Raw genomic sequence first — 13,825 nt, forward strand, 5'->3', positions numbered from 1 at the left:
TATGTGTCTAGTAAGTATAGCATAATGGTAATATTCTGTGTTTAGCTGACTCTCTTAAAATGTAATTACGCCAAGAGCCATCGTGATGAGGAACAAAACAATGCTGAATCCCCACATAATCAGGAATGAGTAACGAATATGTTTCCCCATCTCAAGACCCGCCAGGCCAAGTGCCAGCCAAAGGGCAGGTGAGAACGGGCTGACGAATGTTCCGATGATGTTTCCGACGATCAGCGCATAAGCGGCGGAAATCGATGGGACACCAAATCCGGAAACAACTTGTTCCACGATTGGCAATAAAGCGAAATAATAAGCATCGGTACTCAACAATAAATCGAATGGCACGCCGAAGAATCCGATGATGATGTGTAAATAGGGCACGATGAATGCCGGTAGAATTTTTACCAGATCTGTAGCGATGGAATCCAGCATGTTGGCGCCGTTCAAGATACCTAAGAATGATCCGGCAGCCAAGATGATTGCAGCCATCAGCAAGGCATTCGGCGCATGTGCTTTGATCCGCTCCATCTGCTCAGTTACAGACCGGTAGTTCAAAGGCAGCGCAATACTGAAACCTATCATGAAGATAAAGCCGGCGGGAACTTTCCCCCAGACGAGCAGTCCGATGACTGTTACGGCAATAATGACGTTCAGCCCCAGCATTTTCGGACGCTGTAGAGAATTAACAGTTTGTAGGGATTCCTCCTCGACATCGTCTTCTGTGAAATCCTCTTCTGCTCCATTGGCGAGGCGTTTCGCGATTCGGCGGTTTTCGCGCATACCTAGAACAAAAGCAACCGCGACTAACAGCAATAGACCGATGACCTGAATTTTGATCAGCGGGCGCCAGAGCTCCGTTACATCGACACCCAGTACAGCTGCCGCACGGCCAAGCGGACCGCCCCATGGCACCATATTGACAATACTTGCGGATGTACCCACGAGCAGCAGAAGTAAATAGGGACTCATTTTCAAACGTTTATAAAGTGGGAGCAATGCCGGAATCGTAATCAAGAACGTTGAGGCGCCTGAACCGTCCAGCTGCGCGATTGCTGCGATCACAACAGTTGCCATTGAAACTGCAATAACATTTCCTCGCGAAATAAAGATCATTGTATTGATTAGCGGATCGAAAACGCCGGCATCCTGCATGATTCCAAAAAACAGAATAGCGAAGATGAACATAATGACGACACTAGTGACCGAGTCGATTCCGCTTCCGAAGAACTCTCCAATTTCTTTAAAGTTATATCCGGCAAAGAAAGCACCGAAGATCGGCACGATGACCAGTCCGACAATCGGTGTGATCCGGCCGCTGATTAGCAAAGCGACAATAATAAAGATGGTTAATAATCCAATAATACTTAACATAGCGTTTCCTCCTTATAAGAACAAGTTTGTAAAAGAAGTATGTAAGCGGATACATTAAGCGTATCCGCTTACATACTTCTTAAGTTGTTCATACTGTAACACGGAGGAAAGGGGCTAAAAAGATTATGATTATAAGACCAATAGAGTTTATTCTATGCATTTTGTTCATTATGCTCACGGCTGGAGCAGTCAGATTTTCAAATAGGTGCGCTCAGGTCTTCCGACGTCGCCGTAATGAAGCTGCGCTTTTGCCTTTTCGGCAGAAACCAGAAATTCTAAATAGCGTCTGGCGGTGGAACGGCTGACCCCGGCTGCCTGTCCGACGTCAATCGCATTCATGCCGTCTGCTGAACTGCTCGTCAGAACATCTTCAATTCGTTCCAAAGTTAACTGATCAATCCCTTTAGGCAAACCATCAGGTGCGGCGGCTGATGAAGGACTGACATCGATTCCGTATAACAGGCGGTCCAGATCTTCCTGATTGACCTCCTCTTTTGAAGCCAATAAAATTTTGCGTGCCCGGTAGCGTGTAAATGTTTTATGAAATCGGTCAAAGTCGACAGGTTTCAGTAAATAATCGACCACGCCGCCATGCAGGGCTTCTTCCACAGTTGCTGTCTCTTTTGCCGCAGTCACAAATACGATATCAATAGCAGGGAAGTCGCTGCGCAGACGCCGAAATAATTCAAGCCCCGGACTGTCCGGAATATAAACATCCAATAAAATCAGATCAGGCAACTGCTCTGTCTGCTGTAAAAAAGTGAGGCTTTCTTCTGCAGTTTTCATTTCCGCCAGTACTTGAAAACCGGTGATCTGTTCAATAAGCTGCCGATTAATTTGCGCCACCCGAAAATCATCCTCAACAATCAGTACTCGAATTGTCTTTATCATATCAAACCATCCTTTATTCAGTAATTTTTGGAATAGTCACGACAAAACAAGTACCTCCAAGTTCGCTCGGTTCAATAGACAGCTGACCGTTTACTGCATCGACAGCCTGTTTTGTCAGTGCGAGGCCGAAACCTCTGCCAGAGCCAGTTTTTGTTGAAGTTCCTTTTTTGAAAACATCATCCAGCAACGAACTTGCAATACCGGGTCCGGCATCGTCTATTTCGAACAGTATATCCTGTCCAATATCCGTAAAAAAGACAGATATTTCCCGGGAAATTGCTTTTTCATCATATACCGCGTCAAACGCATTATCCAGTAAATTTCCGACAGCAGTCAGCAAGGCCTGCCGGGTGCGGTCGGATAAAGGGGAATGCAAGCGGCTGCCAGGCTGTATCGTTACGTGAATTTGTATTTCGCTTGCCTGGTTTAATTTCCCGACAAGCAAACCGCTGACATAGGGGTCTTCCACTTCATTCAGCAAAGCATCCATCCATTCCTGCTGAATATTCATTTCCTCCTGAATGAAATCCAAGACTTCTTCTTTCTTGCCTAAGCGCGTCAGTCCCATGATCGTATAGAGCTTGTTGGAGAACTCGTGAGTCTGTGAACGAAGCGCATCCGCATACTGCTGGATATGCGTCAGTTTCTTTGTCAGATTTTCGATTTCAGTTTTATTCCGGAAAGTGGCAACCGCACCCCAAACGTTGTTTTCATAGAAAATTGGCACACTGTTGACGTAGACGCTGTGTGTACCCAGGATTTTTTCCTGATCAAAAATAGCCTGTTCGGTTTCGAGAACATAAGGCAAATCTGAAGTGGGAAAACTATCTTGAATCGACTTGCCAATCCACTTTTCTGTCCGAAGTTCATCGTTTGTCAGCAGCTTTAAAGCGGCAGAGTTGATCATAGTAATCCGTCCTTCTTTATTGATCGCGACGATTCCTTCGTGAATGGAATGAAGGATCGTTTCTTTCTGGAATAATAAATGAGAGATTTCCTCAGGTTCGAGGCCGAATAAAGATTTCTTAATATAGTTTGCGATAAATACTGCGCCTATAATGGCAGCGATACTGATCGCGAGCAGAACAAACCATATTTCTATACTGTAATCCCAAATTACTGTATTAATGGCCTCTGCCAAAAAGCCGACCGATACGACACCGACAATTTCCCCTTCTGCATAAATTGGAACTTTCGCGCGCAGGGAACTGCCGAGAGTTCCTGTTGATTTGGAGATATATGATTCTCCCGAGATAAGTGCGCGCTCATTGTCTTCTCCGACCATCTTTTCCCCAATGCGTTCAGGGTCTGGATGGGCATAACGAACTTCATTGCGATTGCCGACAACAATAAACTCTGCATCTGTGCGGTCCTGTATATTCTGTACAATCGGCTGGATAATAGAGGAAGGATCGTCCGAATTGAATGCGCCGGAAACTTCCGGAATCAAAGAAACGCTCGTTGCCACGCTGAGCGCCCGTTCCCCAATCTGTGTCTCCAGCGTATCCGTTACAAAAAAACTCATGAATCCACCGATTAATAAAGTAATTGTCACGACAAGTGCTCCAATCAAACCGACCATTTTCATATGCAGGTTGAGGAAGGGTTTTGCTTTTATATAATGGACTGGCAAATCTTGTTTTTTAATACGAATCATGAGATGACATCTCCTTCACTAGCGCTGTGTTCAGCATACCATGTGCATGGAAAGAAAACTTTTTTGCATACATTGATAGGGAAGGTTATGATTATTGTAAGTATTCAAAATAGACGAGGAGGAGATACGTATGAAAACGATCTACTCAACAGGTGCAGAAGCAATCGCCGATATTCAAGACGGAGCCACATTGATGGTCGGCGGCTTCGGTCTGGTCGGCATACCCGAGCAGCTGATTATAGCGCTTGCTGAAAAAGGTGTGAAAGAGTTGACGGTTATTTCGAATAACTGCGGAGTGGATGACTGGGGACTCGGGCTATTATTGAAGGAAAAACAAATCAAAAAGATGATCGGTTCGTATGTCGGGGAGAATAAAGAGTTTGAACGGCAGGTATTGTCGGGTGAATTGGAAGTCGAACTGACGCCTCAAGGTACACTGGCTGAAAAGATCCGTGCCGGAGGGGCAGGGATTCCGGCTTTTTATACACCTGCAGGAGTAGGAACACAGATTGCGGAAGGCAAAGAAACACGTATTTTTGACGGCAAAGAATATTTATTGGAGCATGCTCTGCGTGCGGACTTTGCGCTGATCAGAGCATACAAAGCAGATCAGTTTGGAAATGTAATTTATAATAAAACGGCGCAAAACTTTAATCCGATGATGGCGGCGGCCGCTTCTGTGACAATTGCGGAAGCAGAAGAAATCGTCGAAGCTGGCATGTTGGACCCTGCGATAATTCATACACCAAGTATTTATGTCCAAGGGCTGCTGCAGGCAAAGCAGGAAAAACGAATTGAGCGCCTGACTGTGCGTGCGAAGGAGGATGCTCAATGAAACCGAACCAATACAGAGAACAGATAGCTAAACGGGCTGAGTGGGAAATTCGGGACGGCGATTACGTCAATTTGGGAATCGGCATGCCGACACTGGTGGCGAATTATATTTCACCGGACAAAACAGTGATTCTGCAGTCGGAGAATGGTTTATTGGGAATTGGTCCTTATCCTTTGGAAGAGGAAGTTGATCCCGACCTGATTAATGCGGGGAAAGAAACCGTAACGACCATTCCGGGATCGTCGTTTTTCTCAAGTGCGGAGTCATTCGCCATGATCCGCGGAGGACATATTGACGTGGCCATTCTCGGTGCGATGGAAGTGTCGGAAACAGGTGACTTGGCGAACTGGATGATTCCTGGAAAGGTCATTAAGGGCATGGGCGGGGCGATGGATTTGGTTCACGGCGCGAAGAAGGTCATTGTCATTATGGACCATATTTCAAAAAACGGAGAGCCGAAAATTAAAAAACAATGCACGCTGCCGCTGACGGGCATGGGTGTAGTGGATAAAATTATTACAGAACGTGCATTGATTGAAGTCACACCGCAGGGTCTGGTGCTGATGGAAGTGTTTGACGGTTTTACAGCAGAAGATGTGATCGGGGCAACGGAAGCGGAATTGATTCGCAGGGATAATTGAAATTGAATGACTTAGCACCCGGAGGCCTATATGATCATCAAACTTTACAAACAGCCAATCAATAAAACAGTCCGGAATGTCATGCTAATTGGACTTCCGGGCATTTTTTATTGGCTTAGTGTGTGGGATATAACCAGTCATTGAGATTTTATAGGAATGAAAGTTGCGTTATGATCACAGGTGGGGCAGATATGATCAGGTTTTCGAATAATATGATCACCCGCGGAGGCTGAATGAGCGACTGACCGGATGGTATGAGCACGCGGACAGAGTTTATGATCACGAATCAGCGTTGAATGATCATCTGACAGCAAATTGCACGGGACTCTCGTCTGCAGCCGCGCGAAAAAGTGTCAGTCCCACACCAACCTGCCTCATCGCCATGACATCAACTATTTTCCTGACGAGCAGTATCAAGTTATCAGGTCAAGTGCTACAATACAGTACAACTACAGCGCGAGGTGAATGAACCGTGAATATACTGCTCCTTATCAAAGACCCGCTCGAAGCGCAAGGTTTAAAATGGCTGCTGACTTCCCAGTGGAACGACATCACAGTCGAAGTCAGGGACCGTCCCGAAACGCTTCGGACCATTCAAGATGCCTATCTGTACATTGTCGATATGGATTTCATTATGAAGGAAGAAGTGGAGCTTCCTTCGCACGCAGTCTGGCTGGGTGTTTCTTCTGAACGGACGTTTCAGACAGTTTACAAAGCGCTTTCTCTTAAAGCGGAGGACGTATTGTTCCGGCCTTTTCCACCAGAGCGTCTGCTGAAACAAGTACAGCAGATCCGTTTTCATTGGCGCAACGAGAACCCGGCCTTGGCTGAACCTTCCTCGCAGCAAAAAAATCCGATTTCTTATGAGGATCTGCTCATTCGGGAGACAATACCAGAGCGGCCTGTGGTCATGAGTCTTCTGGCGATTTCTGATCTGGAAGTGCTGGATGTTCTTGTGGAAAAACTGAAAAGTTACGATTTTCCGGGAGTGTTTCAGGTGTTCCCGTTTTCTGATCATGTGCTCGTCATTCATCAGCTAGAAGATATGCAGCTGCTGAACGAAGCCTATCGTATGTTTTTTTCGCAGTGGAAGCTGCATTATGAGACGCTGCTGACGATTTATCTTTATGCGGCGGAAGAACAATTGAGCTTCCGCGAGTTCTATAAAAAAATGAGATTGTTCCATGAACGGATTTTTTATGATGGGTATGATATTCTCACGCAAGTTGAAGAAGACTTTCAATGGAAGGAACTTGATCCGTTTCTGTCGCCAATCGATCAGCAAAAGTGGATTGAAATGCTCGAGAAACAGCAGTTGGTCAAGATTCGTGAATGGCTGGAGTACGACTTCTTGACGCTTGAGCCGCCATTTCCGAATCCCGAGATGGTGCGTGTCAGACTGACGAGTATACTGGCGCAGATTCGGCGTTATATGACGGCGAACTCATTGCAGTCAAATAAACTGGAGCAGGCCTACCATGCGCTGTTCTATAAAACAGTCCGGGAACCTGTGGTCTATGACATTGTTCAGTCATTTATTGCATTCAGCGGTGAATTAATCCGTACTTCGAAAGATTTATCCACTTCTCAGTACTTTGCAGAAAAAGTGAAGGAACGCATGCTGATGAATTATTGGGACTCTGCCTGGAATCTGGCGGACTGTGCAGATGAAATGAAGCTACATAAGAGTACACTGAGCCGTAAGTATGCAAAAGAAGCAGGAGAACCTTTCAGTGAGACATTGCTTGGAATCCGCATTGAACAGGCCAAACGTTTATTGAAGGAAACCGATTTATCCATAGCGGAAGTGGCTGAGACATCTGGATTCTCGCATCCTGCCTATTTCAGCAAACGTTTTAAAGAAACAACTGAGCGGACACCATATGAATATAGGCAATCGTAAGAATAGACATATTTGATTGATAATACACATAAATCGGTGGCAACATAGTATAATTGAAAACGTTTTCCTTTAATTAATGTAAATATAATATAAAATGAACAATAAAATATAAAGATGCAAGCGGTTTCTTCATAGTATACTAAGAGTAACTTATGAGGAGGTTTTTCACATGACAAATACATCGACTAATATTGCAGCAGAAAAAGTAATCCACTATACAGGTACAGAGCTTCATACAAAAGGCTGGCAGCAGGAAGCAGCACTTCGTATGCTCATGAATAACTTACACCCTGACGTTGCAGAGCATCCGGATAAATTGGTTGTATACGGAGGAATCGGTAAAGCAGCTCGTAACTGGGAAAGCTTTGATGCGATTGTCCGTTCATTGAAAGAATTAGAAAATGACGAGACATTGCTTGTACAGTCAGGGAAACCTGTTGTTGTATTCAAAACTCATGAAAATGCACCTCGCGTATTGATCGCTAACTCAAATATCGTGCCGGCGTATGCAAACTGGGATACGTTCCACGAGCTGGATAAAAAAGGTTTGATGATGTACGGTCAGATGACAGCAGGAAGCTGGATCTACATCGGTTCTCAAGGGATCGTGCAAGGAACTTATGAAACATTTGCAGAGCTTGCAAACCAGCACTTCGGCGGCTCATTAAAAGGAACTATCACAGTAACAGCAGGCCTCGGCGGAATGGGCGGCGCTCAGCCACTATCCGTAACAATGGCTGGCGGTGTTTGTATCGGAATCGACGTAGATGAGACACGTATCGACCGTCGTATAGAAACTCGCTATACAGACGTTAAGACTAATTCATTGGACGAAGCAATTCGTATTGCAGAAGAAGCAAAAGCAGAAGGCAAAGCGTTGTCTATCGGTCTAGTAGGAAATGCGGCTGATATTCTTCCTGAAATGATCGAAAAAGGATTTATCCCGGATGTATTGACTGACCAGACATCTGCCCACGATCCATTAAACGGCTACCTACCGTCTAAGATGACAATGGAAGAAGGAGCGAAACTTCGCGAATCAAATCCTGAAGAATATGTTGCTCTGGCTAAGAAATCTATGGCGCAGCACGTATCGGCAATGGTGGAAATGATGGATAAAGGCGCAATTACATTCGACTACGGAAACAATATTCGTCAAGTTGCATTGGATGAAGGCGTAAAGCGTGCATTTGATTTCCCTGGATTTGTTCCTGCATATATCCGTCCTCAGTTCTGTGAAGGTAAAGGACCTTTCCGCTGGGTAGCTCTTTCAGGAGATCCGGAAGATATCCGCAAAACTGATGAAGTGATCCTTCGTGAATTCAGCTATAACACACATCTTTGCAACTGGATCAAAATGGCGCAAGAAAAAATTCAATTCCAAGGCCTGCCTGCCCGTATTTGCTGGTTAGGTTACGGCGAGCGTGCACGTTTCGGTAAAATCATCAATGATATGGTAGCAAGCGGCGAATTGAGCGCACCGATTGTCATCGGACGCGACCACTTGGATTCAGGATCTGTTTCTTCACCAAACCGTGAAACAGAATCCATGAAAGACGGTTCAGACGTAGTATCTGACTGGCCGATCCTGAACGCAATGATCAACGCAGTCGGCGGAGCAACTTGGGTTTCTCTTCACCACGGCGGCGGCGTAGGCATGGGGTATTCCCAGCACGCAGGTATGGTTATTGTCGCAGACGGAACGAAAGAAGCAGAAGCACGCCTGGAGCGCGTATTGACAACAGATCCGGGTATGGGTGTTGTCCGTCACGCGGATGCAGGCTATGATATTGCAATTCAAACAGCAAAGGAAAAAGGAATTAAAATGCCGATGTTGGAAGGTGGAAAATAATTGAAACCTGTATGGATTAAACACGCAAAAGAACTGGCAACGATTGCCGGAGTAAATGGACCGCGTAAAGGCAAAGACATGTCCGACTTGGCAATTATTGAGGACGGCAGTGTCTGGATCGAAGACGGTAAAATTGCTGCGGTAGGCACTACGGCAGAATTGGAAGCGCAATATGCCGACCGTGCAAATGAAGCAGATGTAGTGGACGCGACAGGACGCCTGGTAACACCGGGCCTTGTCGATCCTCACACGCATATTGTCTACGGGGGCAGCCGCGAGCGCGAGTTTGAAATGCGCCTCGAAGGTTCCACGTATATGGACATCATGAATGCGGGCGGCGGAATTCACGCAACGTCCCGCATGACACGTGAAGCAACGGAAGACGAATTGGTGGAGCAGGCCGGACGCCGTTTGGATTCATTTGCAAAACACGGTGTCACGACAGTAGAAGGCAAGAGTGGCTACGGTCTTGATTTGGAGACGGAGCTGAAGCAATTGCGTGCTGCAAAGCGTTTGAATGAACAGCATGCCGTTGAAATTGTTCCGACATTCATGGGTGCTCACGCGGTACCGACGGATTATAAAGGTAAAGAAGATGAGTTCGTTGACCTGGTTGTCAATGAAATGCTGCCGGTCGTAGCAGAAGAAAAACTGGCCATCTTCAATGATGTGTTCTGTGAACTGGATGTATTCACACCTGAACAGTCCGAACGCATATTGGAAGCAGGGAAAAAGCTTGGCTTGATTCCGAAGATCCACGCGGATGAAATTGCTTCATACGGCGGCGCGGAACTGGCTGCTAAAGTGGGCGCCATTTCAGCAGAACACTTATTGAAAGCATCTGAACAAGGCATTAAAGATATGGCGGAAGCCGGCGTAATTGCCTGCCTGCTGCCTGCGACCGCACTGTATTTACGTGAAGAAGCAGCGCAGGGCCGTCATATGATTGATTCCGGAATGGCAGTGGCAATTTCCACTGACTGCAACCCGGGTTCTTCTCCGACAACTTCCATGCCGCTTGTAATGAATTTGGCTTGCATTTCGATGCGCATGACGCCTGCAGAAGCGTTAGTTGCCGCAACGATCAACGCAGCCAGTGCGATTAAAGTAGAAGACCGCGCAGGTTCATTGGAAGTAGGAAAGCAGGGAGATGTCGTGATGTGGGACATCGGCAGCTATCAGGAATTGCAGTATCTGTTCGGTGTCAATCATGTAGATAAGGTTTGGAAAGAAGGCCGCAAGATTGTAGGCTGATTCATAAAATACTGTGGAGACATGCCGTGTCATGTCTTCACAGTATTTTTCCCAATTAGTTAATAGTTAATAGATCAGAGGGGGAATAGATATGCAACAGGTGAAAGAGAAGACAACGAGTAAGACGACCCCGGGCATGTGGAAGTTTTTCTTATACAGCGCAATTGGCGGATTTATGTTTTTTGTTCCGGTGACTATCGGAGGGAAGAATTCAATTATGCTGGATCATATAGTCAGCTTTATTCAAGAGAATGTAAGCGCTGTCCTGCCGTACTATGCGTTAGTGCTTTTATTGGCGGGGGCAGTTTATCCATTTGTTTCAGGAACATGGAAAAAATCTTCGGTGGATATAATCTTCTCGTTCTTTAAAGTAATTGGACTGGGTGTCGGTATACTTCTCATTTTCAACATCGGACCCGCGTGGCTGTTCGATCCCGATATGGGACCGTTTTTGCTCAATAAGTTAGTAATTCCAGTCGGCCTTCTGGTTCCGATCGGTGCGATATTCTTGGCGCTGCTCGTCAGCTACGGTTTATTGGAATTCATCGGTGTGCTGATGCAGCCCGTTATGCGTCCGTTGTGGAAGACTCCGGGACGTTCAGCGGTTGATGCCGTTGCTTCATTTGTCGGCTCCTATTCTTTAGGACTCCTGATCACAAATCGCGTCTATAAAGAAGGGAAATATACAGCGAAAGAAGCAGCGATCATTGCAACAGGCTTCTCCACTGTGTCTGCAACATTCATGGTAGTCGTTGCAAAAACATTGGATATCATGAGCATGTGGAATCTGTACTTCTGGATTACATTGGTGGTTACGTTCATTGTAACGGGTATTACAGTACGCATCTGGCCGCTGGCTTCTATGAAAGATGAGTATTATGAAGGGTCTACACCCCAGCCAGAAATGAAACCGGAGGGCAGCCGTTTTGCTGCTGCATGGAGTGAAGCGATGGAAACGGTTTCAGGAGCTCCGGGGATTGCGAAAAATATTTGGATTAACCTGAAAGACGGATTGTTGATGACGATGGCTATTTTGCCGTCGATTCTGTCTATTGGCTTACTTGGACTGGTGCTGGCAGAATTTACGCCGGTATTTGATTGGATTGGTTATATCTTCTATCCGTTCACGTATTTAATGCAGGTGCCTGAACCGATGCTGGTAGCGAAAGCAAGTGCACTCGGCATCGCTGAAATGTTCTTGCCTGCTTTGCTTGTTGCTAAATCTGCATTGATTTCGAAGTTCATCGTTGCAGTGGTTTCAGTATCGGGTATCATTTTCTTCTCTGCGCTCGTTCCTTGTATCGTCGCGACAGAGATTCCGGTTTCTATCCCTAAGTTAATCGTCATTTGGGTCCAACGTGTGATTTTGACAATTATTATTGTGACACCGATTGCGTTTTTGGTGCTGTAAAATAGATAAGTTCTTGCGAAAGCTCATTAAACTTTCGCAAGGGCTTTTTTTGTCTGTAATTCAATATACCTATCGTTTGCTGTCTACTATACTGTTATTAAATAAATAGCAAGCAGTATTTTACTGCATTTCAAAAGACGAATGAAGTTTCCTGTATGAATACCGAAAATTTCTTTTACTCTATTAATACTATTGCTGCAAAGTTGTTGGATATACAGGTTAAATTACGTGTTTACTATTTTGTCTAATGGGTAGTTCGAAGTTAAGGGGCATAATTCCCTTCTATTTTACGTAGGAAGGAGGTGTAGGTTTGAGGAATGGAAAAATAATCTTTTGGACTATACTATTTGTCTGTGCTTTACCTGCTGTTATGCATGGTCAGGAGACAGAGGAAGTAGAGCAGAAGGCAGATCAAAGACATACCGGGATCATCTCAGGACTTGTCAACACGGTAACAAAAACGGTTGACAATACTGGAGAAGTAGTCAAACAAACAGTAGAAGCGACAAGCAAGACACTTCAGCAGACTGCAGACTTTGCAGGGGAAACTGTTAAAACGATTGCCGGGCCGCCTTCGGAGAAGCCAGTAACCGAGGCGGTTGGGCGAACAGCAGACTTTGTCCGGGAAACCGTTGAAGCGGTTCAGCCGGCTGTCAACAAGACCACTGAAACTGTTCAGCAGACTGTGAAAGACACAGCAGGAGTTACAAAAGAACTGCCTGAAATTCCAGTTGTCACGCCTGTGGTAGAAGAAACGGTACAAGCCGTAAGTGAAACGGTGGGGAATACTGCTGATTATGTGGATCAAACAACAGATGCAGTGAAGTCACTTGATGAAAAACCGGTACAGCAAGTGCTGAAAAATACAGGCGGGCTGGTGAGTGACACGGTGGAGACTGCGGTTCCTGTAGTTGAAACGACTACAAATACTGTAGAGTCTGTATCAAATGCAGTGACAGAAGCGGTCAATGAAGTTCCTGTCGTTTCAAATACTGCGCCAGTCATCGAAGAAACTGTTTCGTTTACAGTAGACACGCTGAACCGCACAGCTGCGACGGTCCATAAAGTGGTGCAGAATGTGACAACACCGACTGAAAAGCCGATACGGCAGACTTTGAAGGATACGGCAGCTTTAATTAATGAAACCCTAAGCGGTACGGTGCCTGTAGTCGAGAAAACGACAGATCTGGTGAAAGATACGCTGCAGGAAGTTACACAGACAACAGAAAAGTTACCGGAAATCCCTGTAGTCACTCCTGTTGTCGGCCAAGTGACTGAACACCTAAACGGCCAGGACGATCAAGTGAAAGATGTCACGGATCAAACGGTTACGGAGACAGTTGGGCAAACGAATGAAATCATTCAGCCGGCAGTCGGCAATCCGCAATATAAACCATCAGAAAAACCGTCATCAGCAACTCAGCCCGTTAAGCCTGCAGATCAGGTGAAGCCAGCTGAAAAAGCTGAACAGATACCAATGGTCCCTGTACAACAATCAACTGTTCATTCGCAACAGGATACCGAGAAACTTGTAAATGAATCATCTGAAAAACTGGTGAAGGAAGAAATTGAAAAGAAAGCGGCCGGTAAAAATGTTTTGCAGCGGCTGGAAGCATTCGAGCTGTTCACAGAACAACAGGAACGCGCGCCTGTGTTATCTGACTCTTCATTTAGAGTGGAACTGTCTGAAATGAATGCTGAGGATCGTCAAAATCAAGTAACCGGTCAGCTGATTCCACCAGTGAAAGAAAACCAAGCTTCAGCAGCTGAAACACCGGCAATTGTTGTCACGTCAAGTTCATCGACCGCAGTATCTGCAGCAAACGGTTCACATATCGATGTGAGTGCGGGATTGTGGAGTGAACAATTGCAGGCGGTTCGGACAATCAGTACACGATGGTATGCAGAACACATACTGGGCAAGCTCCAGTGGACTCATCCGCCTCCTGGACAGCCGCCCCAGGCAACTCCTTTTTTATACGTTAGTATCTAACTAATAAAAAAGGAGAG

Annotated in this window: 10 protein-coding genes; 7 read left to right on the top strand and 3 right to left on the bottom strand. The window is 45.8% G+C overall.

The genetic code is table 11. The features are described from left to right. Nucleotides 1-54: 54 nt before the first annotated feature. The 3 genes from GDZ68_RS09150 to GDZ68_RS09160 all read right to left on the bottom strand — a co-directional run bounded on the left by GDZ68_RS09150 (nucleotide 55) and on the right by GDZ68_RS09160 (nucleotide 3,919). On the bottom strand, nucleotides 55-1,371 hold the full coding sequence (locus GDZ68_RS09150) for a CitMHS family transporter (RefSeq protein ID WP_153721987.1): 1,317 nt from the start codon (nucleotides 1,369-1,371) through the stop codon (nucleotides 55-57). A gap of 189 nt (nucleotides 1,372-1,560) precedes the next feature. Further along, nucleotides 1,561-2,262 (bottom strand): response regulator, encoded by a 702-nt coding sequence (locus GDZ68_RS09155; protein WP_153721988.1) that lies wholly within the window; start codon nucleotides 2,260-2,262, stop codon nucleotides 1,561-1,563. Between the two features lie 13 nt (nucleotides 2,263-2,275). Beyond that, nucleotides 2,276-3,919: an ATP-binding protein gene (locus GDZ68_RS09160; RefSeq protein ID WP_153721989.1), complete on the bottom strand. Its 1,644-nt coding sequence runs from the start codon at nucleotides 3,917-3,919 to the stop codon at nucleotides 2,276-2,278. Between the two features lie 130 nt (nucleotides 3,920-4,049). Between GDZ68_RS09160 and GDZ68_RS09165 the strand changes: the two genes are divergently transcribed. From GDZ68_RS09165 to GDZ68_RS09195, 7 genes are all read left to right on the top strand, one after another. Continuing rightward, entirely contained in the window at nucleotides 4,050-4,754 is a 705-nt protein-coding gene (locus GDZ68_RS09165; protein ID WP_153721990.1) for a CoA transferase subunit A, read from the top strand. Continuing rightward, nucleotides 4,751-5,395 (top strand): 3-oxoacid CoA-transferase subunit B, encoded by a 645-nt coding sequence (locus tag GDZ68_RS09170; protein ID WP_153721991.1) that lies wholly within the window; start codon nucleotides 4,751-4,753, stop codon nucleotides 5,393-5,395. The genes GDZ68_RS09165 and GDZ68_RS09170 overlap by 4 nt, the downstream gene beginning before the upstream one ends. Before the next feature lie 472 nt (nucleotides 5,396-5,867). Further along, complete coding sequence (locus tag GDZ68_RS09175) at nucleotides 5,868-7,298, top strand: helix-turn-helix transcriptional regulator (protein ID WP_153721992.1); 1,431 nt, start codon at nucleotides 5,868-5,870, stop codon at nucleotides 7,296-7,298. 169 nt (nucleotides 7,299-7,467) lie between these two features. Continuing rightward, nucleotides 7,468-9,150: a urocanate hydratase gene (gene hutU / locus GDZ68_RS09180; protein ID WP_153721993.1), complete on the top strand. Its 1,683-nt coding sequence runs from the start codon at nucleotides 7,468-7,470 to the stop codon at nucleotides 9,148-9,150. Continuing rightward, nucleotides 9,151-10,404: an imidazolonepropionase gene (gene hutI / locus GDZ68_RS09185; protein ID WP_153721994.1), complete on the top strand. Its 1,254-nt coding sequence runs from the start codon at nucleotides 9,151-9,153 to the stop codon at nucleotides 10,402-10,404. A 91-nt stretch (nucleotides 10,405-10,495) separates the two neighbouring features. Next, nucleotides 10,496-11,815 (top strand): YjiH family protein, encoded by a 1,320-nt coding sequence (locus GDZ68_RS09190; RefSeq protein WP_153721995.1) that lies wholly within the window; start codon nucleotides 10,496-10,498, stop codon nucleotides 11,813-11,815. Nucleotides 11,816-12,125: 310 nt separating this feature from the next. Further along, nucleotides 12,126-13,808 (top strand): hypothetical protein, encoded by a 1,683-nt coding sequence (locus GDZ68_RS09195; protein ID WP_153721996.1) that lies wholly within the window; start codon nucleotides 12,126-12,128, stop codon nucleotides 13,806-13,808. Nucleotides 13,809-13,825 lie beyond the last annotated feature (17 nt).

The organism is Sporosarcina cascadiensis, assembly GCF_009650995.1.
Taxonomy (GTDB): domain Bacteria; phylum Bacillota; class Bacilli; order Bacillales_A; family Planococcaceae; genus Sporosarcina; species Sporosarcina cascadiensis.